This is a genomic window from Enterobacter cloacae complex sp. 394F7, assembly GCF_057320385.1.
Genome location: NZ_JBXWCS010000022.1, coordinates 1 through 20911, shown reverse-complemented (window position 1 = coordinate 20911; position 20911 = coordinate 1). Strand labels below are relative to the sequence as shown.

The 20911-nt window shown below is 55.6% G+C and carries 19 protein-coding genes and 1 riboswitch; of the genes, 7 read left to right on the top strand and 12 right to left on the bottom strand.

What is annotated here, in order from left to right:
- The first annotated feature begins 49 nt into the window (after positions 1 to 49).
- Entirely contained in the window at positions 50 to 4273 is a 4224-nt protein-coding gene (gene rpoC, locus AC2FAK_RS22000; protein WP_013095003.1) for a DNA-directed RNA polymerase subunit beta', read from the top strand.
- Between the two features lie 58 nt (positions 4274 to 4331).
- Here the strand turns inward: rpoC and AC2FAK_RS21995 are convergent, their stop codons facing one another.
- From AC2FAK_RS21995 to AC2FAK_RS21950, 10 genes are all read right to left on the bottom strand, one after another.
- Positions 4332 to 4649, bottom strand: a complete 318-nt coding sequence (locus AC2FAK_RS21995) for a PTS lactose/cellobiose transporter subunit IIA (protein WP_020684626.1) — start codon at positions 4647 to 4649, stop codon at positions 4332 to 4334.
- Positions 4649 to 4957, bottom strand: a complete 309-nt coding sequence (locus AC2FAK_RS21990) for a PTS sugar transporter subunit IIB (protein ID WP_023334100.1) — start codon at positions 4955 to 4957, stop codon at positions 4649 to 4651. The genes AC2FAK_RS21995 and AC2FAK_RS21990 overlap by 1 nt, the downstream gene beginning before the upstream one ends.
- A 146-nt stretch (positions 4958 to 5103) precedes the next feature.
- A complete protein-coding gene (locus AC2FAK_RS21985) occupies positions 5104 to 6645 on the bottom strand; it encodes a sensor domain-containing diguanylate cyclase (RefSeq protein ID WP_029883059.1) in 1542 nt (513 codons plus the stop codon).
- 325 nt (positions 6646 to 6970) lie between these two features.
- The gene (gene thiH, locus AC2FAK_RS21980) at positions 6971 to 8104 is read right to left on the bottom strand and encodes a 2-iminoacetate synthase ThiH (protein WP_095455752.1); all 1134 of its coding nucleotides are present in this window, start codon (positions 8102 to 8104) and stop codon (positions 6971 to 6973) included.
- Positions 8101 to 8871, bottom strand: a complete 771-nt coding sequence (gene thiG / locus AC2FAK_RS21975; protein WP_013095008.1) for a thiazole synthase — start codon at positions 8869 to 8871, stop codon at positions 8101 to 8103. The genes thiH and thiG overlap by 4 nt, the downstream gene beginning before the upstream one ends.
- Before the next feature lies 1 nt (position 8872).
- Positions 8873 to 9073: a sulfur carrier protein ThiS gene (thiS, locus tag AC2FAK_RS21970; protein WP_095455753.1), complete on the bottom strand. Its 201-nt coding sequence runs from the start codon at positions 9071 to 9073 to the stop codon at positions 8873 to 8875.
- Positions 9057 to 9812, bottom strand: coding sequence for a HesA/MoeB/ThiF family protein (locus AC2FAK_RS21965; RefSeq protein WP_013095010.1), 756 nt, complete (start codon positions 9810 to 9812; stop codon positions 9057 to 9059). The genes thiS and AC2FAK_RS21965 overlap by 17 nt, the downstream gene beginning before the upstream one ends.
- Positions 9805 to 10440 carry a thiamine phosphate synthase gene (gene thiE / locus AC2FAK_RS21960; protein ID WP_020684621.1) on the bottom strand — a complete coding sequence of 212 codons (636 nt, stop codon included), beginning with the start codon at positions 10438 to 10440 and terminating at the stop codon, positions 9805 to 9807. The genes AC2FAK_RS21965 and thiE overlap by 8 nt, the downstream gene beginning before the upstream one ends.
- Positions 10440 to 12335 (bottom strand): phosphomethylpyrimidine synthase ThiC, encoded by a 1896-nt coding sequence (gene thiC, locus AC2FAK_RS21955; protein ID WP_020684620.1) that lies wholly within the window; start codon positions 12333 to 12335, stop codon positions 10440 to 10442. The genes thiE and thiC overlap by 1 nt, the downstream gene beginning before the upstream one ends.
- 79 nt (positions 12336 to 12414) lie before the next feature.
- A riboswitch (TPP riboswitch) is annotated at positions 12415 to 12524 on the bottom strand.
- Between the two features lie 54 nt (positions 12525 to 12578).
- Entirely contained in the window at positions 12579 to 13076 is a 498-nt protein-coding gene (locus AC2FAK_RS21950) for an Rsd/AlgQ family anti-sigma factor (protein WP_013095013.1), read from the bottom strand.
- A 95-nt stretch (positions 13077 to 13171) separates the two neighbouring features.
- On the opposite strand from AC2FAK_RS21950, the gene nudC reads away from it, so the two are divergent.
- The 6 genes from nudC to AC2FAK_RS21920 all read left to right on the top strand — a co-directional run bounded on the left by nudC (position 13172) and on the right by AC2FAK_RS21920 (position 17526).
- A complete protein-coding gene (nudC, locus tag AC2FAK_RS21945) occupies positions 13172 to 13945 on the top strand; it encodes an NAD(+) diphosphatase (protein ID WP_013095014.1) in 774 nt (257 codons plus the stop codon).
- Positions 13946 to 13985: 40 nt separating this feature from the next.
- Entirely contained in the window at positions 13986 to 15050 is a 1065-nt protein-coding gene (hemE, locus tag AC2FAK_RS21940; RefSeq protein ID WP_020684618.1) for a uroporphyrinogen decarboxylase, read from the top strand.
- A gap of 9 nt (positions 15051 to 15059) precedes the next feature.
- The gene (gene nfi / locus AC2FAK_RS21935) at positions 15060 to 15728 is read left to right on the top strand and encodes a deoxyribonuclease V (protein WP_013095016.1); all 669 of its coding nucleotides are present in this window, start codon (positions 15060 to 15062) and stop codon (positions 15726 to 15728) included.
- A 44-nt stretch (positions 15729 to 15772) separates the two neighbouring features.
- A complete protein-coding gene (locus tag AC2FAK_RS21930) occupies positions 15773 to 16363 on the top strand; it encodes a YjaG family protein (RefSeq protein ID WP_013095017.1) in 591 nt (196 codons plus the stop codon).
- Positions 16364 to 16549: 186 nt separating this feature from the next.
- A complete protein-coding gene (hupA, locus tag AC2FAK_RS21925) occupies positions 16550 to 16822 on the top strand; it encodes a nucleoid-associated protein HU-alpha (protein WP_002445246.1) in 273 nt (90 codons plus the stop codon).
- A gap of 11 nt (positions 16823 to 16833) precedes the next feature.
- Positions 16834 to 17526: a DUF1481 domain-containing protein gene (locus AC2FAK_RS21920; RefSeq protein WP_023621286.1), complete on the top strand. Its 693-nt coding sequence runs from the start codon at positions 16834 to 16836 to the stop codon at positions 17524 to 17526.
- A 47-nt stretch (positions 17527 to 17573) separates the two neighbouring features.
- On the opposite strand, the gene purD is transcribed toward AC2FAK_RS21920, so the two are convergent.
- Positions 17574 to 18866 carry a phosphoribosylamine--glycine ligase gene (gene purD, locus AC2FAK_RS21915; RefSeq protein ID WP_013095019.1) on the bottom strand — a complete coding sequence of 431 codons (1293 nt, stop codon included), beginning with the start codon at positions 18864 to 18866 and terminating at the stop codon, positions 17574 to 17576.
- A 15-nt stretch (positions 18867 to 18881) separates the two neighbouring features.
- Positions 18882 to 20471 carry a bifunctional phosphoribosylaminoimidazolecarboxamide formyltransferase/IMP cyclohydrolase gene (purH, locus tag AC2FAK_RS21910; protein ID WP_013095020.1) on the bottom strand — a complete coding sequence of 530 codons (1590 nt, stop codon included), beginning with the start codon at positions 20469 to 20471 and terminating at the stop codon, positions 18882 to 18884.
- Positions 20472 to 20911 lie beyond the last annotated feature (440 nt).

The following is a 20911-nucleotide window of genomic DNA, read 5'->3' as shown; positions in this document are numbered from 1 at the left end:
GGGTTAACGCCCGACAGCAGAGTGTGCTAACTCCGACGGGAGCAAATCCGTGAAAGACTTATTAAAGTTTCTGAAAGCGCAAACTAAAACCGAAGAGTTTGATGCGATCAAAATTGCTCTGGCTTCGCCAGACATGATCCGTTCATGGTCTTTCGGTGAAGTTAAAAAGCCGGAAACCATCAACTACCGTACGTTCAAACCTGAGCGTGACGGCCTTTTCTGTGCACGTATTTTCGGGCCAGTAAAAGATTACGAGTGCCTGTGCGGTAAGTACAAGCGCCTGAAACACCGTGGTGTGATCTGTGAGAAGTGCGGCGTTGAAGTGACCCAGACCAAAGTGCGCCGTGAGCGCATGGGCCACATCGAGCTGGCGTCTCCGACTGCTCACATCTGGTTCCTGAAATCTCTGCCGTCCCGTATCGGCCTGCTGCTGGATATGCCGCTGCGCGATATCGAACGTGTTCTGTACTTCGAATCTTATGTGGTTATCGAAGGCGGGATGACGAACCTGGAACGTCACCAGATCCTGACTGAAGAGCAGTATCTGGACGCGCTGGAAGAGTTCGGTGACGAATTCGACGCGAAGATGGGTGCGGAAGCTATTCAGGCCCTGCTGAAGAGCATGGATCTGGAGCAAGAGTGCGAGCAGCTGCGTGAAGAGCTGAACGAAACCAACTCCGAAACCAAGCGTAAAAAGCTGACCAAGCGTATCAAACTGCTGGAAGCGTTCGTTCAGTCTGGTAACAAGCCAGAGTGGATGATCCTGACCGTTCTGCCGGTTCTGCCGCCAGATCTGCGTCCGCTGGTTCCGCTGGATGGTGGTCGTTTCGCAACGTCCGATCTGAACGATCTGTATCGTCGCGTGATCAACCGTAACAACCGTCTGAAACGTCTGCTGGATCTGGCTGCGCCGGATATCATCGTACGCAACGAAAAACGTATGCTGCAGGAAGCGGTAGATGCCCTGCTGGATAACGGTCGTCGCGGTCGTGCGATCACCGGTTCTAACAAACGTCCTCTGAAATCTTTGGCCGACATGATCAAAGGTAAACAGGGTCGTTTCCGTCAGAACCTGCTCGGTAAGCGTGTTGACTACTCCGGTCGTTCTGTAATCACCGTAGGTCCATACCTGCGTCTGCATCAGTGCGGTCTGCCGAAGAAAATGGCACTGGAGCTGTTCAAACCATTCATCTACGGCAAACTGGAACTGCGAGGACTCGCCACCACCATCAAAGCCGCTAAGAAAATGGTTGAGCGTGAAGAAGCTGTCGTTTGGGATATCCTGGACGAAGTGATCCGCGAACACCCGGTACTGCTGAACCGTGCACCAACTCTGCACCGTCTGGGTATCCAGGCATTTGAGCCAGTCCTGATCGAAGGTAAAGCTATTCAGCTGCACCCACTGGTTTGTGCGGCGTATAACGCCGACTTCGATGGTGACCAGATGGCTGTTCACGTACCGCTGACGCTGGAAGCCCAGCTCGAAGCGCGTGCGCTGATGATGTCTACCAACAACATCCTGTCTCCAGCGAACGGTGAACCAATCATCGTTCCTTCTCAGGACGTTGTATTGGGTCTGTACTACATGACCCGTGACTGTGTTAACGCTAAAGGCGAAGGCATGGTGCTGACTGGCCCGAAAGAAGCTGAGCGTATTTATCGCGCTGGCCTGGCCTCTCTGCATGCGCGCGTTAAAGTGCGTATCACTGAATACGAAAAAGATGCTAACGGCGAATTCGTTGCGAAAACCAGCCTGAAAGACACGACTATCGGCCGTGCCATTCTGTGGATGATCGTACCGAAAGGTCTGCCTTTCTCCATCGTCAACCAGGCGCTGGGTAAGAAAGCGATCTCCAAAATGCTGAACACCTGTTACCGCATTCTGGGTCTGAAGCCGACCGTTATCTTCGCTGACCAGACAATGTACACCGGCTTTGCTTATGCAGCGCGTTCAGGTGCATCTGTTGGTATCGATGACATGGTCATCCCAGAGAAGAAACACGAGATCATCTCTGAAGCAGAAGCTGAAGTTGCGGAAATCCAGGAGCAGTTCCAGTCTGGTCTGGTAACCGCGGGCGAACGCTACAACAAAGTTATCGATATCTGGGCTGCGGCGAACGATCGTGTATCCAAAGCGATGATGGATAACCTGCAAACCGAAACCGTGATTAACCGTGACGGCGTAGAAGAGCAGCAGGTTTCCTTCAACAGCATTTACATGATGGCCGACTCCGGTGCGCGTGGTTCTGCAGCACAGATTCGTCAGCTGGCAGGTATGCGTGGTCTGATGGCGAAGCCAGATGGCTCCATCATCGAAACGCCAATCACCGCGAACTTCCGTGAAGGTCTGAACGTACTCCAGTACTTCATCTCCACGCACGGTGCGCGTAAAGGTCTGGCGGATACCGCACTGAAAACAGCGAACTCCGGTTATCTGACGCGTCGTCTGGTTGACGTTGCGCAGGATCTGGTGGTGACCGAAGACGATTGTGGCACCCTTGAAGGTATCACCATGACCCCGGTTATCGAGGGTGGTGATGTTAAAGAGCCACTGCGCGATCGCGTACTGGGTCGTGTTACCGCGGAAGACATTCTGAAGCCGGGTACCGCAGACATTCTGGTTCCACGCAACACGCTGCTGCACGAACAGTGGTGTGACCTGCTGGAAGCGAACTCTGTTGACTCCGTGAAAGTGCGTTCCGTTGTATCCTGTGACACCGACTTTGGTGTATGTGCGCACTGCTACGGTCGTGACCTGGCACGTGGCCACATCATCAACAAAGGTGAAGCCATCGGCGTTATCGCGGCACAGTCCATCGGTGAGCCGGGTACACAGCTGACGATGCGTACGTTCCACATCGGTGGTGCGGCATCTCGTGCGGCTGCTGAATCCAGCATCCAGGTGAAAAACAAAGGTAGCATCAAGCTCAGCAACGCGAAATCGGTTGTGAACTCCAGCGGTAAACTGGTTATCACTTCTCGTAACACCGAACTGAAGCTGATTGACGAATTCGGTCGTACCAAAGAGAGCTATAAAGTGCCTTACGGTGCTGTTATGGCGAAAGGTGATGGCGAGCAGGTTGCCGGCGGTGAAACCGTTGCAAACTGGGATCCACACACCATGCCAGTTATCACCGAAGTGAGTGGTTTCATCCGCTTCACTGACATGATCGACGGCCAGACCATTACTCGTCAGACTGACGAGCTGACCGGTCTGTCTTCTCTGGTGGTTCTGGATTCTGCTGAACGTACTACCGGCGGTAAAGATCTGCGTCCTGCACTGAAAATCGTTGATGCTCAGGGTAACGACGTTCTGATCCCAGGTACCGATATGCCTGCGCAGTACTTCCTGCCTGGTAAAGCGATTGTACAGCTGGAAGATGGCGTACAGATCAGCTCTGGTGACACCCTGGCGCGTATTCCTCAGGAATCCGGCGGTACCAAGGACATCACCGGTGGTCTGCCACGCGTTGCGGATCTGTTCGAAGCACGTCGTCCGAAAGAGCCGGCAATCCTGGCTGAAATCAGCGGTATCATCTCCTTCGGTAAAGAGACCAAAGGTAAACGCCGTCTGGTTATCACCCCGGTAGATGGCAGCGAGCCGTACGAAGAGATGATTCCTAAGTGGCGTCAGCTCAACGTGTTCGAAGGTGAACGCGTAGAACGTGGTGACGTGGTTTCCGACGGTCCAGAAGCGCCGCACGACATCCTGCGTCTGCGTGGTGTGCATGCTGTTACGCGTTACATTGTTAACGAAGTACAGGACGTATACCGTCTGCAGGGCGTTAAGATTAACGATAAACACATCGAAGTTATCGTTCGTCAGATGCTGCGTAAAGCGACCATCGAGAACGCGGGCAGCTCCGAGTTCCTGGAAGGCGAGCAGGTTGAGTACTCACGCGTCAAGATCGCTAACCGCGAACTGGAAGCGAACGGCAAAATCGGTGCGACCTTCTCGCGCGATCTGCTGGGTATCACCAAAGCGTCTCTGGCAACCGAGTCCTTCATCTCTGCAGCATCGTTCCAGGAAACCACTCGTGTCCTGACCGAAGCCGCTGTTGCAGGTAAACGTGATGAACTGCGCGGTCTGAAAGAGAACGTTATCGTGGGTCGTCTGATCCCGGCGGGTACCGGTTATGCGTACCATCAGGATCGTATGCGTCGTCGTGCTGCAGGCGAACTGCCAGCTGCACCGCAGGTGACTGCTGAAGATGCATCCGCGAGTCTGGCAGAGCTGCTGAACGCAGGTCTGGGCGGTTCCGACAACGAGTAATCGTTGATGCCGTAAATAAAAAAACCCGCCTCGGCGGGTTTTTTTACAGCTGTAGCTTTTAATTTAGCAACGGGATGCGTCGATAAAGCTCAATCATATCGCCCGCCAGATCCTGGATGACCATCGCGTTCATCAGGTGATCCTGAGAATGGACGGTAATCAGGTTAACCGGAAGCTTCCCGGTGCCTTCATCAAGACCAATAAGCTGTGTCTGGATGGTGTGTGCATGCTTCACATACTCGCGCGACTCTTCCATCGCCTTTTCGGCCCCGTCAAAGTCACCTTTACGCGCCATCTGTAATGCCGTCAGGGCAGCACTGCGCGCCGCACCCGCGTTGACCAGCAGTTCCATGATTGTCGTTTCTAAGTCTTCCATTATGACTCCAGCAGTTTGAGCGCTTTTTCCAGTACGGCATCACCTTTCATCATGCCGTAATCCATCATGTCGATCACCGCGACCTTTTTACCCAGCGGCTCGGCCTGGGCCTGAAGTTTCGCCTGCTCGTATTTAACCTGTGGCCCCAGTAATACGATGTCGGCCGTCGCGATGTTGTCTTTAAATTCCGCGACCGGAACGGCTTTAATGGTGACTTCAACCCCTTTTTTCTGCGCGGCGTCTTTCATACGTTGAACCAGCATGCTCGTTGACATTCCCGCTGCACAGCATAAAACGATGTTCTTCATAATCAGCCTCGATCTACATGTGTTTATTGATAATTATCCCGTGCAGAGTGCTTCAACAACCGCTTTACCGTGATTGTGTGTCAGGCATCACAAAGAAATCGGCATTTTTCTGAAACCGGTTACAATTTTGCGCCGGGCAGCGAAAATCAGCCGACGGACGTTCGAATAATGCGGTTTTTTCCCTGTTGTTTCGCGCTGTAGAGGGCGTTATCTACGCTCCCCACCAGTTCTTCCAGCGGTTCGAAATGCCATTCTCCCAGACCGGCACTGAACGTTACCCGCAGGTTTTCTTCCCGCCAGACGCGTTTTTCAACGGCGGTACGCCACGCGTCCAGTAACGAGAATGCGCTAGCGATCTGGTCAGCCTGGAAAATCACTGCAAACTCTTCTCCACCGTAGCGGTAAACCGAGACGTTGTGCGGCTGCATTATCTGGATCCCTTCACGCGCCACGTTACGCAGGACGATATCACCGCTCAGGTGACCCCAGGTGTCGTTAATCGATTTAAAGTTGTCGATGTCAATCAGCGCCAGAGCGAAAGGCTGGTGGGCACTGAGTAGCTCATCCACATCGCTATCAAATGCCCGGCGGTTTTTGCAGCCGGTGAGTGCATCATGGGTGGCCTGGCGCACATAGGCCATCTCACGCGCTTTGTTGGACTGGATAGTATGGCTAAGCATCGCTTCCAGACGCGGAGCCTGGTTGACGTCGCCGGTTTTGATGGCGTTGATAATCGTCATCAGCACGGTACGCGACTCATGGCGCAGGTACAGACCGAAGAGGATGATAATGATGGCCGCCAGCGCAAAACCCCAGCCGACGATAGTGGTCTCATGGCGGGTAATGTCGGTGAGCGTTGCGCCCGAAACCCGGTAGATGACAAACCAGTCCGGGTTGGTGAAGGAGTAGTAGTAATACCAGGCTTTGGTTTTTTTATCATACAGATGGCCTTCGCCGCTGGTCATTTTGTCCATCAGCGCTTCGCTCACGTACTGCTTGAAGAGTGCGCCCGGATCAGGATGAAGCACCACGGCACCGTCGCGTTCGACAACAAAGAATTCCCCTTGTACAGGCGCTACCATCTGACGAAGGGTAAACCCCATGGAGGTCAAATCGAGATGAAATGCTATTGTACCCTTGAGCCGTCCTTCCGGCGAAATCAACGGCTTATAAAGAGTGACCGTGGGATGCCCGGTAAAATAGTCCATGTAGGGGCGGGTATAGTGGCTGAAGATGCTGGCTTCCGCCTGGGCGATGAACCATGGACGCGTCCGGGGATCGAAGGTTTTGCTCTTTTCCGTGGGAAGTACCTCCGGCGCGCGCAGATAACGGCCCTGGGTGTCTGTCAGAGAAATGGAAGAGACGGTCGGCATCAGGTTCTGTAGATGCATCAACATCTGTAAACCCTGCGACGGATTGACGTTCAGCATCTCGTTCAGCGTGTCGTTGCGTGCAAAATAGAGCGCCGAACGCCCAAGGATATAGTCGTTTTCACGCAGGATAGATTCGGTGTAGTTCACCGCCAGGTTGTGGGTGAAGTTACCATTAATCTTATGATAATCCTCAAGAAAATCTTTTTGTTGTGAAAGGGTAACCACGACCGCGATCAGCGCAAAACTGCACAGGATCCCCGCAAAGCTGAGCATAATGGGTCGGGTAAAAGAGAGCTTTCTGCTGTGAAGTGCCATGAGTTGTACATCAATCCTGATGGTGAGTTTTTCGTCTGCCGATATCCTCTCAGCATAGTCGCTGTCCTGCGGTTAGCTGTGAATTATACGGAACACAGTTTCAGATGAGATGATTTATCTTAAGAAGCATTAAGAAAATACTCATTCACTGGCGGGCGGCGTGTGCAATGAATCAGAGGCAGGGCGAAACGAGGAAGAAGCTTTTCGCCCTGGTCAGCTTCCGTTGCTGACGGCATGACAATAAAAAACCGGACGATAGATGACAATCGTCCGGTTGTGACTCTCCAGAGCGCCTCGACAATTTTTTACCGGCTTGCAGCGCGTTTCAACGCATTTGCGAGGCTCTTCCCAGCCAACTATCCCAGTCTTTCCAGACTGGTTGTAACCCCTGCGCGGTCAGGGCGGCGGCAACCGCTTCTGGCCGTCGACCATCATGTGGCGCAAATTGTTCCAGCTCCGGATGGTCGTCGGCGTAGCCCCCTGGCTGCGTTTTGGAGAACGCACTGACGTTGTTAATCGCAAGCGGGATCACGCGGTCACGAAACGCAGGAGATTCACGCGTCGAGAGGGATAGTTCAACCTCCGGGGCAAGCAGGCGAAACGCACAGATGGCCTGGACCAGCTGACGTTCGTCCATTACCGAGGCGGGTTCAACACCTCCCGTACACGGCCGCAAGCGTGGGAAAGAGATGGAGTAACGGCTTTGCCAGTAGTGCTGCTGCAGCCATAGCAGGTGTTCCGCTACCATGTAGCAATCCACTCGCCAGCTATCTGACAGCCCAATCAGCGCGCCCAGACCGATTTTGTCGATCCCGGCCCGGCCCAGCCTGTCCGGGGTCTCCAGCCGGAAGAAGAAATCCTGTTTCTTTCCCTTCAGGTGATGCCGGGCATACGTCGCCTCGTGGTAGGTTTCCTGATACACCATCACTCCGTCCAGCCCGAGGGTTTTAAGCTCCGCGTATTCCTCCTGCGACAGGGGTTGAACCTCCATCTGTAGCGACGCGAACTGACGGCGAATGGCCGGAAGGTGCTGTCGAAAATAGTTCATCCCGACTTTGCTCTGGTGTTCACCCGTGACCAGCAGGAGATGCTCAAAACCCATTTCACGGATGGCGGCACACTCACGGGCGATTTCACTCTCATCGAGTGTTTTCCGCTTGATGCGGTTGCTCATGGAGAAGCCGCAGTAGGTGCAGTCATTCGCGCACAGGTTAGAGAGGTAGAGCGGTACGTAAAAGCTCACCGTGTTGCCAAAACGCTGGCGGGTGAGCCTCTGAGCGCGCTGGGCCATCGGCTCAAGAAAGGTGCTCGCCGCCGGAGAGAGCAGGGCCATCATATCGTCGCGGGACAGGTGACGGGCTTGTAAGGCGCGCTCCACATCAGCCTGCGTTTTACTGTTGATACGCAGGGCAATATCGTCCCAGTTAAGCTGCCGCCAGCGGTCGGTAAAGGTGGTCATGAGAGCGCCTCCAGAAAGCCGGTCAACGGGCTGGTGGCCTGTGCCTGAAAACTGCGCGTTCCCGGGCCAGACTCTCGTGCCAGCAAGCCGGCCTCCACGGCCATGCGGAACGCACGAGCCATCCTGATGGGGTCGTCGGCGACCGCAATGGCTGTGTTCACCAGCACGGCACTTGCTCCCATCTCCAGCGCCTGGGCGGCATGGCTGGGCACGCCAATGCCTGCATCCACCACCACCGGCACGGTGGCTTGCTCAATGATGATCTCCAGCATGGCGCGGGTCTCCAGTCCCTGATTAGAACCAATTGGGGCGCCCAGCGGCATGACGGCAGCGCAGCCGACCTCTTCCAGCCGTTTACACAGCACGGGATCGGCCCCGCAGTAGGGCAGAACGGTAAAGCCTTGCTGCACCAGCTTTTCGGCCGCTTTTAACGTTTCGATGGGGTCGGGCAACAGCCAGCGCGCATCCGGATGTATTTCCAGTTTCAGCCAGTGGGTACCCAGCGCTTCACGGGCCAACTGAGCCGCAAAAATCGCTTCTTCAGCCGTTTTCGCACCGGAGGTGTTGGGCAGCAGGGTAACGCCAGCATCCAGCAACGGTGCCAGAATGGCGTCGCTGTGATGGCGCAGATCGACGCGCTTGAGCGCCAGCGTCACCAGCTGGCTGCCGCTTTCACGGATGGCATCCACCATCAGCTGCGGCGAGGCGAATTTTCCGGTCCCGGTAAACAGATGTGAATCAAAGACTTTATCAGCAATACGTAACATCTCAGCCCCCGGCGATAACCTGAAACAGCAGGATCTGGTCGCCTTCGCTCACCTGCTGATGTTCCCACTGCTCACGCGGCAGGATCTGTTGATTAAGCGCCAGCGCCGTTCCAGGCTTGAGCTGGCGCAGCTTCTCGAGCAGCGCGGCAACGGTGAGACCGTCATCGAATTTCATCGGCTCATCATTAAACAGAATGCGCATTGCGGCCTCCGCACACCGGACAGTGGCTGGCGCGGTGCAGTGCCAGGTGACGCCAGCCGCTGGAGCGGGCATCAAACAGCCGCAGCGTATTGCGCTCTGTTTCCATACCGCTGAGCAATTTAATGGCTTCCAGCGCCTGCAGGGTCCCCATCACGCCCACCACCGGGCCCAGTATGCCCGCGGTGCGGCAGTTGCGCTCCGGCTCGGCATCATCCGGCCACAGGCAGCGATAACAGCCCTGCGCCCAGGGCGGGGTCAATACCATCATCTGCCCGCCGAAACCGACCGCGCTGGCGGTGATAAGTGGCGTATTCTGTGCCACGCAGGCGGCGTTTATGGCCTGGCGGGTCGCCATATTGTCGGTGCAGTCCAGCACCGCATCAGCAAGGGCGACTTCGCGCTGCAGAGTGTCGCCGTGGAGCCGCTCCTGGTGCGCGATGAGCGTGATGTCCGGGTTCAACTGCTTCAGCCTTTTGCGGGTGATTTGCGCTTTGGGCTGGTTAACATCCTCCGTGGTGAAGAGGATTTGTCGCTGCAGGTTACTGATATGTACCTCGTCATCATCGGCCAGAACCAGCGTGCCCACGCCCGCGCCTGCCAGATAGAGCGCGGCAGGAGCGCCTAATCCGCCCAGACCAACAATCAGGACCCGGCTGGCGAGCAGCTTTTGCTGCCCGTCAATGGCGATATCCTCCAGCAGGATCTGGCGGCTGTAGCGCATAAAATCACGATCATTCATCGCCTGCTCCTGCCAGCTTTAACAGCTGTGCGGTGGCGGCCTGCCAGTCTGCCGCCTGGGTAATGGCGCTGACGACAGCGATACTGCCGACACCGGTATCCAGCACGGCAGGAGCGCGTTCCAGGCTGATCCCTCCGATCGCGACGGTAGGGTAATCGGCAAGGCGTTTAACGTGCGCCGCCAGCTGCGTCAGCCCCTGTGGGGCAGAGGGCATCTGTTTGGTCTGCGTCGGAAAAACATGGCCAAGTGCGATGTACGAAGGGCGAGCCGCCAGCGCCACGTCGATCTCCATGTCGTCGTGTGTTGACACCCCCAGTCTTAATCCAGCGTCCCGGATAGCGCTCAGGTCCGTTGTTTCCAGATCCTCCTGACCCAGATGCACACCGTACGCCTGGTGCTTAACGGCCAGTCGCCAGTAGTCGTTGATAAACAGGCGCGCGTCGTAGCGACGCCCCAGCGCGATGGCGGCGACCACATCGGCCTCCACCTCGTCATCACGTTTATCCTTGATGCGCAACTGGATTGTGCGAACGCCGCACGCCAGCAGGCGTTCGATCCACGCCACGCTGTCCACCACAGGATAGAGCCCTAAACGGAAGGGAACGGAAGGGAAATCAGGCTGATACATTACGCCTCCTCTTTTTTGAGGTAGATTTCGCCGCCCTTCGCGCGGAAGGTTTCTGACATATCCGCCATACCCACTTCAATGGTTTGCGCGGCGGCGTAGTCACGCACTTCCTGGCTGATTTTCATCGAGCAGAATTTTGGCCCGCACATGGAGCAGAAGTGCGCCACTTTACCCGACTCCTGCGGCAGAGTTTCATCGTGATACGCGCGGGCAGTGAAAGGATCGAGCGCCAGGTTGAACTGGTCTTCCCAGCGGAATTCAAAGCGCGCCTTCGACATGGCGTTGTCGCGGATTTGCGCGCCAGGGTGGCCTTTGGCCAGATCCGCGGCGTGAGCGGCGATTTTGTAGGTGATCAGCCCCTGCTTCACATCTTCTTTGTTGGGCAGGCCGAGGTGCTCTTTCGGCGTCACATAGCAGAGCATGGCGCAGCCGAACCAGCCGATCATCGCCGCACCAATCCCGGAGGTGAAGTGGTCATAGCCCGGAGCGATATCCGTGGTCAACGGCCCCAGGGTATAGAACGGCGCTTCGTGGCAGTGCTCCAGCTCTTCGGTCATGTTGCGGCGGATCATCTGCATTGGCACGTGTCCCGGGCCTTCAATCATCACCTGCACGTCATACTCCCAGGCGATTTTGGTCAGCTCACCCAGGGTATGCAGTTCGGCAAACTGCGCTTCGTCGTTGGCATCACGAATGGAGCCCGGACGCAGGCCGTCGCCCAGCGACAGGGAGACATCGTACGCGGCACAGATTTCACAGATCTCGCGGAAGTGTTCGTAGAGGAAGTTTTCTTTATGGTGCGACAGGCACCATTTGGCCATGATAGAGCCGCCGCGCGAGACAATACCGGTCAGACGCTTCGCCGTCATCGGCACGTAGCGCAGCAGCACGCCCGCATGAATGGTGAAGTAGTCGACTCCCTGCTCGGCCTGCTCCAGCAGCGTGTCGCGGAAGGCTTCCCAGGTAAGGTCTTCGGCAATACCGTTCACCTTCTCCAGTGCCTGATAAACGGGCACCGTTCCGATAGGCACCGGGCTATTGCGCAGGATCCACTCGCGGGTTTCGTGGATGTAGCGCCCGGTGGAGAGATCCATCACCGTGTCCGCGCCCCAGCGTGTCGACCAGACCAGTTTTTCCACCTCTTCTTCAATGGAGGAGGTCACGGCTGAGTTGCCGATATTGGCGTTGACCTTCACCAGGAAGTTGCGGCCAATGATCATTGGTTCAGATTCCGGGTGATTGATGTTGGCAGGGATAATCGCGCGGCCAGCGGCCACTTCATCACGCACAAACTCCGGCGTGATGTTTTCCGGCAGACGTGCCCCGAAGCCTTCTCCCGGATGCTGGTGGCGTAACACCTCGCTGCGGATACGCTCGCGGCCCATGTTTTCACGAATGGCGATAAACTCCATCTCCGGCGTGACGATGCCCTGGCGGGCATAGTGCAGCTGGGTAACGCATTTACCTGCTTTCGCGCGTTTCGGCGTCAGCAACCCGGTGAAGCGCAGCTCATCAAGACCATCGTCCGCCAGACGCGCTTTGGTGTACGCCGAGCTGCGGTCAGAGAGCTCTTCGCAGTCGTTACGCGCGTCAATCCACGGCTGGCGCAATTTCGCCAGCCCCTGCTGAACGTTAATGGCAACCGCAGGATCGCCGTACGGACCGGAAGTGTCATACACCGGAACGGCTTCGTTATCTTCATACTGCGGGTGCGCTTTGCTGCCACCGATAAGGGTCGGGCTAAGCTGGATTTCACGCATTGGCACGCGAATATCCGCCTGTGAACCGGTGATGTAAATGCGTTTTGAGTTCGGGAAAGCGGTGCCTTCCAGAGTGTCGATGAAGTGTTGGGCTTGTGCGCGCTGTTCGCGGCGGGTCAGTTTTGTTGTAGACATAGCTCATTCCAAAAGTGAAGGACATGGCTTGTCAGACGACGGATGAAGCAAGAGAGGATCGCCCTGGGGGCGATACAACAGCAGTGTGACTCTTGTTCCCTTCGCAGGTATTAGCCTGATCAGGTTCCGCGGATCCCGAATTAACGGTCTCAGCCCGTGCTTGCACACTGGGCACTCCGACAAGAAAAATCCCCCTCCGCAGAGGGGCGAATGGTTGTAAATTACTCGTTAACGATTAAGAACTCAAGCAGGTCGCGCGACGTTATCTTCGTGGCTCACATCCAGGCCGTGATCCAGGGCGAGGGCGATCAGCTTATCTTCCAGCGTGAATCGCTCTTCCAGCGCTTCGCCGAGGTCGGAAAGCGCCTGCTGAAACTCAAGATAGTTATCGTGATCGATAGCGTTCTCAAGCGTGGAATCGTAGTAATCCATGATCTGCTGGGTGTTAGCTTCCAGCAGCGGATAGAGTTTGCTGGCCGCTAAATACGGTGTAGTCCCTTCCATTTCGCGGATAATGCGTTCATAAATATTGAAATGGCCGTCGGACAGATAGTCGACCAGGCTCTGACAAAAATCATCCAGCGCTTTTTCATTCAACCGCATAAACGATTCTTTGCCAGGCTTAATACCGACCAGATTGTAATAAGCCACGAGTAGATGCTTGCGCACATGTAGCCAGCGATCCACCAGTTTGTTACTTCCTCTAACGCGCTCAGTCAGGCTCTCTAGCTGGTTTAACATGGTTGACTCCGCAAGGTTGAGAATTGAATCTGCTTATCCAAAATGTAACCACAATGCTAACAACATGTCAGTGAAGCGAAGGTAGTGCAATAGATATGGATCGTATTATTGAAAAATCAGATCTGGGTTGGTGGATCGTCAGTCACGAACAAAAATTATGGTTGCCTGCCGGGGAAATACCCTATGGCGCAGCAGAAAAATTCGATCTTGTCGGCCTGCCCGCGCTGAAGATCGGGGAATGGCAGGGTGAACCCGTGTGGTTGATCCAACAGCCACGCCGCAATGACATGGGATCGGTTCGTCAGGTGCTGGATCAGGATGTGGGTTTGTTCCAGCTGGCGGGCCGGGGCGTGCAGCTGGCTGAGTTTTACCGTTCGCATAAGTACTGCGGCTACTGTGGTCACACCATGCACCCCAGTAAAACCGAGTGGGCGATGCTCTGCAGCCACTGCCGTGAGCGTTACTACCCGCAAATTGCGCCGTGCATTATCGTCGCTATCCGTCGTGACGATTCCATCCTGCTGGCGCAGCACACCCGCCACCGCAACGGCATTCATACCGTGCTGGCCGGGTTCGTCGAGGTGGGCGAAACGCTGGAACAGGCGGTGGCGCGTGAAGTGATGGAAGAGAGCGGGATTAAGGTTAAAAACCTGCGCTATGTTACCTCCCAGCCGTGGCCGTTCCCGCAGTCGCTGATGACGGCCTTTATGGCCGATTATGACAGCGGCGAGATTGTCATCGACCAGAAAGAGTTGCTGGAGGCGAACTGGTATCGTTATGACGATTTGCCGCTGCTGCCACCGCCAGGCACCGTCGCCCGTCGGCTGATAGAAGATACCGTAGCAATGTGTCGGGCTGATGCTGAGTGACATGTTACACTGAGGCCATGACGCTTAAGGAACTGCAAAAATGACCGAACTGAAAAACGATCGTTATCTGCGTGCGCTGCTGCGCCAGCCCGTTGATGTCACCCCGGTGTGGATGATGCGCCAGGCGGGACGCTATTTGCCAGAATACAAAGCCACGCGTGCGCAGGCGGGCGATTTTATGTCGCTGTGCAAAAATGCCGAGCTGGCGTGTGAAGTCACGCTCCAGCCGCTGCGCCGCTTCCCGCTGGATGCCGCCATTCTCTTTTCGGACATTCTGACCATTCCGGATGCGATGGGCCTTGGGCTCTATTTCGAAACCGGCGAAGGCCCGCGTTTCACTTCCCCAATCAAAAGCAAAGCGGATGTTGATAAGCTGCCCGTTCCCGATCCTGAACAGGAGCTGGGCTATGTGATGAATGCCGTGCGCACCATTCGTCGTGAACTGAAAGGCGAAGTCCCGCTGATTGGCTTCTCCGGCAGTCCGTGGACGCTGGCGACCTATATGGTTGAAGGCGGCAGCAGTAAAGCCTTTACCGTGATCAAAAAGATGATGTATGCAGAGCCGCTGGCCCTGCATGCGCTACTCGATAAGCTGGCGAAAAGCGTCACCCTCTATCTGAACGCGCAGATCAAAGCGGGTGCGCAGTCGGTGATGATTTTCGATACCTGGGGCGGCGTGCTGACCGGGCGCGATTATCAGCAATTTTCGCTCTACTACATGCACAAAATCGTTGATGGCCTGCTGCGTGAAAATGAAGGCCGCCGTGTGCCGGTCACGCTGTTCACCAAAGGCGGCGGTCAGTGGCTGGAAGCCATGGCGGCGACCGGCTGCGATGCGCTGGGTCTCGACTGGACCACCGATATCGCCGACGCGCGCCGTCGTGTGGGTGACAAAGTGGCGCTGCAGGGCAATATGGATCCGTCCATGCTCTACGCGCAGCCTGCCCGTATTGAAGAAGAGGTGGCGTCTATTCTGGCTGGCTTTGGCCAGGGGGAAGGGCACGTGTTTAACCTCGGGCACGGTATCCATCAGGACGTTCCGCCAGAGCACGCTGGCGCGTTTGTGGAGGCGGTGCACCGACTTTCTGCGCAATATCACAAATAAGGAGTGGTTATGGATCTCGCGTCATTACGCGCTCAACAGATAGAACTGGCTTCATCCGTGATCCGCGAGGATCGTCTGGATAAGGATCCCCCGCAGTATATAGGCGGTGCGGATGTCGGGTTTGAGCAGGGCGGTGAAGTGACGCGGGCGGCGATGGTGCTGCTGAAGTATCCCTCACTTGAGCTGGTGGAGTACAAAGTGGCGCGTATCGCCACCACCATGCCGTACATACCGGGCTTTCTCTCCTTCCGTGAATACCCCGCGCTGCTCGCAGCGTGGGAGCAACTCTCACAAAAACCCGATCTGCTGTTTGTTGATGGACACGGTATCTCTCATCCGCGTCGCTTAGGCGTTGCCAGCCACTTTGGTCTGCTGGTGGATGTACCCACCATCGGTGTGGCCAAAAAACGCCTGTGCGGTGCATTTGAGCCGCTCTCCGCCGAGCCGGGCGCGCTGGCGCCGCTTATCGATAAGGGTGAGCAGCTGGCATGGGTCTGGCGCAGTAAAGCGCGCTGTAACCCGCTGTTTATCGCAACCGGGCACCGTGTGAGCATGGACAGCGCCCTGGCCTGGGTGCAGCGTTGTATGAAGGGTTACCGTTTACCTGAGCCCACGCGCTGGGCAGATGCGGTGGCCTCTGCTCGTCCGGCTTTTGTTCGTTGGCAGGAAATTCAGTGATGAATCAGGTAAACTGCGGCTAATTTTCGATTCGAGATCTCATCATGCTACAAAACCCGATTCACCTGCGCCTTGAGAAGCTGGAAAGCTGGCAGCACGTCACCTTTATGGCTTGCCTGTGCGAGCGCATGTATCCGAACTACGCCGCGTTCTGCAAGCAGACGGAGTTTGGTGATGGCCATATTTATCGCCGGATCCTCGATCTCATCTGGGAAACGCTGACGGTCAAAGACGCAAAGGTGAACTTCGACTCTCAGCTGGAAAAGCTCGAAGAGGCTATTCCGGTGGCGGATGATTTTGATCTGTACGGTGTCTATCCGGCAATTGATGCCTGCGTAGCGTTAAGCGAACTGATTCACTCTCGTCTGAGCGGTGAAACGCTGGAGCACGCTATTGAAGTCAGTAAGGCATCCATTACGACCGTAGCAATGCTCGAAATGACCCAGGCAGGCCGTGAAATGACCGACGAAGAGCTGCGGGCTAACCCTGCTGTTGAACAGGAATGGGATATTCAGTGGGAGATTTTCCGCCTGCTGGCAGAGTGTGAAGAACGCGATATTGAGCTGATAAAAGGGCTGCGTGCGGACTTGCGTGAGGCCGGCGAGAGTAATATTGGTATAATTTTTAACCAATGAGACAACAAAACGTGATTTAACGCCTGTTTTGTCGCACCTCGACTCTTCCCTTCTGCCCCCCGTCTGGTCTACATTTGGGGGGCGAAAAAAAGTGGCTATCGGTGCGTGTATGCAGGAGAGTGCTATTTTGGCATTTTCGTCGCACTCGATGCTTAGCAAGCGATAAACACATTGAAAGGATAACTTATGAACAAGACTCAACTGATTGATGTAATTGCGGACAAGGCTGATCTGTCTAAAGTGCAGGCTAAAGCTGCTCTGGAATCTACCCTGGCTGCTATTACTGAGTCTCTGAAAGAAGGCGATGCTGTACAACTGGTTGGTTTCGGTACCTTCAAAGTGAACCACCGCGCTGAGCGTACTGGCCGCAACCCGCAGACCGGTAAAGAAATCAAAATCGCCGCAGCTAACGTGCCGGCATTTGTTTCTGGTAAAGCACTGAAAGACGCAGTTAAGTAAGACGCGTGGCAGTGAACAGTTTTAACGAAGGGGCGGCAACGCCCCTTTTGTCATTCTGGCGTGGCGCGCTTGCGCTGGCGGGCGTGTTACTGCTTTCCGCCTGTAGCCATGACACCTCTTTACCACCGTTTACCGCCAGCGGTTACGCTGACAACCAGGGAGCGGTGAGGATCTGGCGTAAAGATTCTGGCGGTGAAGTGCATCTGCTTTCCGCTTTTAGCCCGTGGCATAACGGCAATACATCGACCGCAGAGTATCGCTGGCAGGGAGACGACCTGTCATTCATCGAACTCAATATCTACGGCAAAACCCCCGAACATGTAAAAGTGCGGTTTGATGACCACGGCGAGCTGAGCTTTATGCAGCGTGAAGTCAACGGTCAAAAACAGCAACTCTCCAGCGATCAGGTTGCTCTCTATCGTTATCGTGCCGGACAAATCCGCCAGACCAGCGATGCGCTGCGTCAGGGACGCGTGGTGCTGCGCCAGGGGCGCTGGCATACCGATGGTACGGTCACTACCTGCGAAGGGCAGACAGTCAAACCTGATCTTGAATCCTGGGCAACCGAACATATACAGCGCCGTCAGCGTCATTCATCGATGGAAGTGAGTGTGGCGTGGCTTGAAGCGCCTGAAGGCTCTCAGCTGTTGCTGGTGGCGAACGAAGATTTCTGCACCTGGCAGCCGACAGAAAAGAGTTTTTGACGTAAATCCCCTCTCCCTTCAGGGAGAGGGTTAGGATGAGGGGGGGATTACTCCCCCTGCTCACGTGCAATCGCACGATAGCCGATATCCTGACGGCTAAAGCTACCGTTCCAGTGGATATCCGCCATCAGGGCATAGGCGCGCTTCTGCGCTTCGGCAACAGTATGACCCAGCGCGGTGGCACACAGCACGCGGCCACCGTTGGTCAGTACGCGATCGTCGTCAGCCAGTTTCGTTCCGGCGTGGAACACCTTGGCACCTTCGGTTTCTTCCAGCGGCAGGCCATGGATCTCATCTCCGGTGTTGTAGTGGCCAGGATAACCGCCCGCAGCAATCACCACGCCCAGAGACGCGCGTTCGTCCCACTCTGAGGTTTTCTCATCCAGCTTGCCGTCGCATGCGGCCAGGCACAGCTCCACCAGGTCAGATTTCATGCGCAGCATGATTGGCTGAGTTTCTGGATCGCCGAAGCGGCAGTTAAATTCGATCACCTTCGGATTGCCCTGCTTGTCAATCATCAGGCCCGCATAGAGGAAACCGGTGTAAGTGTTACCCTCGGCGGCCATTCCTTTTACGGTTGGCCAGATGATACGGTCCATGGTGCGCTGATGCACTTCATCCGTCACCACAGGGGCAGGGGAGTAAGCGCCCATACCGCCGGTATTCGGCCCGGTATCCGCATTGCCCACGCGCTTATGGTCCTGGCTGGTGGCCATCGGCAGAACGTGTTCGCCATCCACCATCACGATAAAGCTCGCCTCTTCGCCATCAAGGAACTCTTCGATCACGATGCGGTGGCCCGCGTCGCCAAAGGCATTGCCTGCCAGCATATCCTGTACGGCTGCTTCGGCTTCTTCGAGCGTCATCGCGACAATAACACCTTTACCGGCAGCCAGACCGTCGGCTTTGATCACAATCGGCGCGCCTTTTTCACGTAAGTAAGCCAGCGCGGGCTCGACTTCGGTGAAGTTCTGGTATTCCGCCGTCGGGATGTTATGACGCGCAAGGAAATCCTTGGTAAAGGCTTTAGACCCTTCCAGTTGTGCAGCACCTTCCGTCGGGCCGAAGATTTTCAGCCCTGCAGCACGGAACGCGTCAACGACGCCAATCACCAGTGGCGCTTCCGGGCCGACGATGGTGAGATCGATTTTCTCGTTCTGGGCAAAGCTCAGCAGCGCGGGGATATCGGTCACGCCGATGGCGACGTTCTGCAGCGCAGGTTCCAGCGCCGTACCCGCATTACCCGGAGCCACAAAAACGGTTTCAACCAGCGGAGACTGCGCCGCTTTCCACGCCAGCGCGTGCTCGCGCCCGCCGTTACCAATCACTAATACTTTCATTTTCTGCTCCGGGAATTAATGACGGAAGTGACGCATATCGGTGAAGATCATCGCAATGCCGTGTTCGTCGGCAGCGGCAATGACTTCATCGTCACGGATAGAACCGCCAGGCTGGATCACACAGGTGATACCCACAGCAGCGGCCGCATCAATACCGTCACGGAACGGGAAGAAGGCGTCAGACGCCATGGCAGAACCTTTTACTTCCAGGCCTTCGTCGCCTGCTTTGATACCGGCAATTTTCGCAGAGTAAACGCGGCTCATCTGGCCTGCACCTATCCCGATGGTCATGTTCTCTTTGGCATAGACAATGGCGTTGGATTTCACGAACTTCGCCACTTTCCAGCAGAACAGCGCATCACGCAGTTCCTGTTCGGTTGGCTGACGTTTGGTGACGACGCGCAGGTCAGCGGCTGTCACCATGCCCAAATCGCGATCCTGAACCAGCAGCCCACCATTTACACGTTTGAAATCAAGACCCGGCACGCGCTCTGCCCACTGGCCGCAAACCAGCACGCGCACGTTCTGTTTCGCGGCGGTGATTTTCAGCGCTTCTTCAGACGCAGATGGCGCGATGATCACTTCAACAAACTGACGAGAGATAATGGCCTGTGCGGTTTCGGCATCCAGTTCACGGTTAAACGCGATAATGCCGCCGAAGGCAGAGGTCGGGTCAGTTTTATAGGCGCGATCGTAAGCGTCCAGGATTGAAGTACTGACCGCTACGCCGCAGGGGTTCGCGTGCTTCACAATAACGCAGGCAGGCTCATTGAACTCTTTCACACACTCCAGTGCGGCATCGGTATCGGCAATATTGTTATAAGAGAGCGCTTTGCCCTGAACCTGCTGGGCGGTAGCGACAGAAGCTTCTTTTACCTCTTCTTCTATATAGAAGGCTGCCTGCTGGTGGCTGTTCTCGCCATAACGCATATCCTGCTTCTTGATGAAGTTCAGGTTCAGCGTGCGTGGGAAGCGGCCGGAAGGATCTTTGCTTTCGCCGTGGTAAGCCGGCACCAGGCTACCGAAGTAGTTGGCGATCATGCTGTCGTACGCGGCGGTGTGTTCGAATGCTTTAATCGCGAGGTCGAAACGGGTGTCCAGAGTCAGTGACCCTTCGTTCGCATCCATTTCATTAATAATGGCGGAGTAGTCGCTGCTCTTCACCACAATGGCCACGTCTTTATGGTTCTTGGCCGCGGAGCGCACCATCGTCGGTCCGCCGATATCAATATTCTCTACGGCGTCTTCCAGAGAGCAGCCTTCACGCGCCACGGTTTGGGCGAACGGATAAAGGTTAACGACAACCATATCAATTGGCGCGATATCATGCTGTTCCATAATGGCATCATCCTGACCGCGACGACCCAGAATGCCGCCGTGGACTTTCGGGTGCAGGGTTTTGACGCGTCCATCCATCATTTCCGGGAAACCGGTGTAATCGGACACTTCGGTTACCGGCAGACCTTTATCTGCTAACAGGCGTGCGGTACCACCTGTGGACAGCAGCTCTACACCACGTGCAGAAAGTGCCTGAGCGAATTCGACGATACCGGCTTTATCAGAAACACTGAGCAGAGCGCGGCGGACTGGACGACGTTGTTGCATGGTAAATCCCCTGGATTTCACGATTACAGAGAGCGTTAGATGAATTTTCCAGCGAAAAACTCATCTAACACACCTGACGAGGCATCCTTGTTAAGCGCGAGCATTTTAACGAAAACGTTTGCGCAACGCTCGCGAATTTTCACTTTTTCGCATCGCTGTGGATAACTCTGTGTGTAAAAAGGTATAAGGCGGGGTTTTGCTGGGGAATGCAGCAGTCAGTCATTTTTCTGTCATTTAGCGGTTGCGGCCTGCGGAGAACTCCCTATAATGCGCCTCCATCGACACGGCGGATGTGAATCACTTCACAAACAGCCCGGTCGGTTGAAGAGAAAAAATTCTGAAAATCAGGGTTGACTCTGAAAGAGGAAAGCGTAATATACGCCACCTCGCGACAGAGCGCTGAAGCGCGTCGCAACTGCTCTTTAACAATTTATCAGACA

Bases quoted from the DNA above. Each gene is read 5' to 3' on its own strand.
- thiH (WP_095455752.1), bottom strand. From the start codon at position 8,104: ATGACCACCTTTACCGACCGCTGGCGGCAGCTTAACTGGGACGATATT.
- thiC (WP_020684620.1), bottom strand. From the start codon at position 12,335: ATGTCTACAACAAAACTGACCCGCCGCGAACAGCGCGCACAAGCCCAA.
- thiG (WP_013095008.1), bottom strand. From the start codon at position 8,871: ATGTTACGTATTGCTGATAAAGTCTTTGATTCACATCTGTTTACCGGG.
- AC2FAK_RS21950 (WP_013095013.1), bottom strand. From the start codon at position 13,076: ATGTTAAACCAGCTAGAGAGCCTGACTGAGCGCGTTAGAGGAAGTAAC.
- nudC (WP_013095014.1), top strand. From the start codon at position 13,172: ATGGATCGTATTATTGAAAAATCAGATCTGGGTTGGTGGATCGTCAGT.
- AC2FAK_RS21985 (WP_029883059.1), bottom strand. From the start codon at position 6,645: ATGGCACTTCACAGCAGAAAGCTCTCTTTTACCCGACCCATTATGCTC.
- purH (WP_013095020.1), bottom strand. From the start codon at position 20,471: ATGCAACAACGTCGTCCAGTCCGCCGCGCTCTGCTCAGTGTTTCTGAT.
- AC2FAK_RS21930 (WP_013095017.1), top strand. From the start codon at position 15,773: ATGCTACAAAACCCGATTCACCTGCGCCTTGAGAAGCTGGAAAGCTGG.
- thiS (WP_095455753.1), bottom strand. From the start codon at position 9,073: ATGCGCATTCTGTTTAATGATGAGCCGATGAAATTCGATGACGGTCTC.
- thiE (WP_020684621.1), bottom strand. From the start codon at position 10,440: ATGTATCAGCCTGATTTCCCTTCCGTTCCCTTCCGTTTAGGGCTCTAT.
- nfi (WP_013095016.1), top strand. From the start codon at position 15,060: ATGGATCTCGCGTCATTACGCGCTCAACAGATAGAACTGGCTTCATCC.
- AC2FAK_RS21990 (WP_023334100.1), bottom strand. From the start codon at position 4,957: ATGAAGAACATCGTTTTATGCTGTGCAGCGGGAATGTCAACGAGCATG.
- purD (WP_013095019.1), bottom strand. From the start codon at position 18,866: ATGAAAGTATTAGTGATTGGTAACGGCGGGCGCGAGCACGCGCTGGCG.
- AC2FAK_RS21995 (WP_020684626.1), bottom strand. From the start codon at position 4,649: ATGGAAGACTTAGAAACGACAATCATGGAACTGCTGGTCAACGCGGGT.
- AC2FAK_RS21965 (WP_013095010.1), bottom strand. From the start codon at position 9,812: ATGAATGATCGTGATTTTATGCGCTACAGCCGCCAGATCCTGCTGGAG.
- hemE (WP_020684618.1), top strand. From the start codon at position 13,986: ATGACCGAACTGAAAAACGATCGTTATCTGCGTGCGCTGCTGCGCCAG.
- hupA (WP_002445246.1), top strand. From the start codon at position 16,550: ATGAACAAGACTCAACTGATTGATGTAATTGCGGACAAGGCTGATCTG.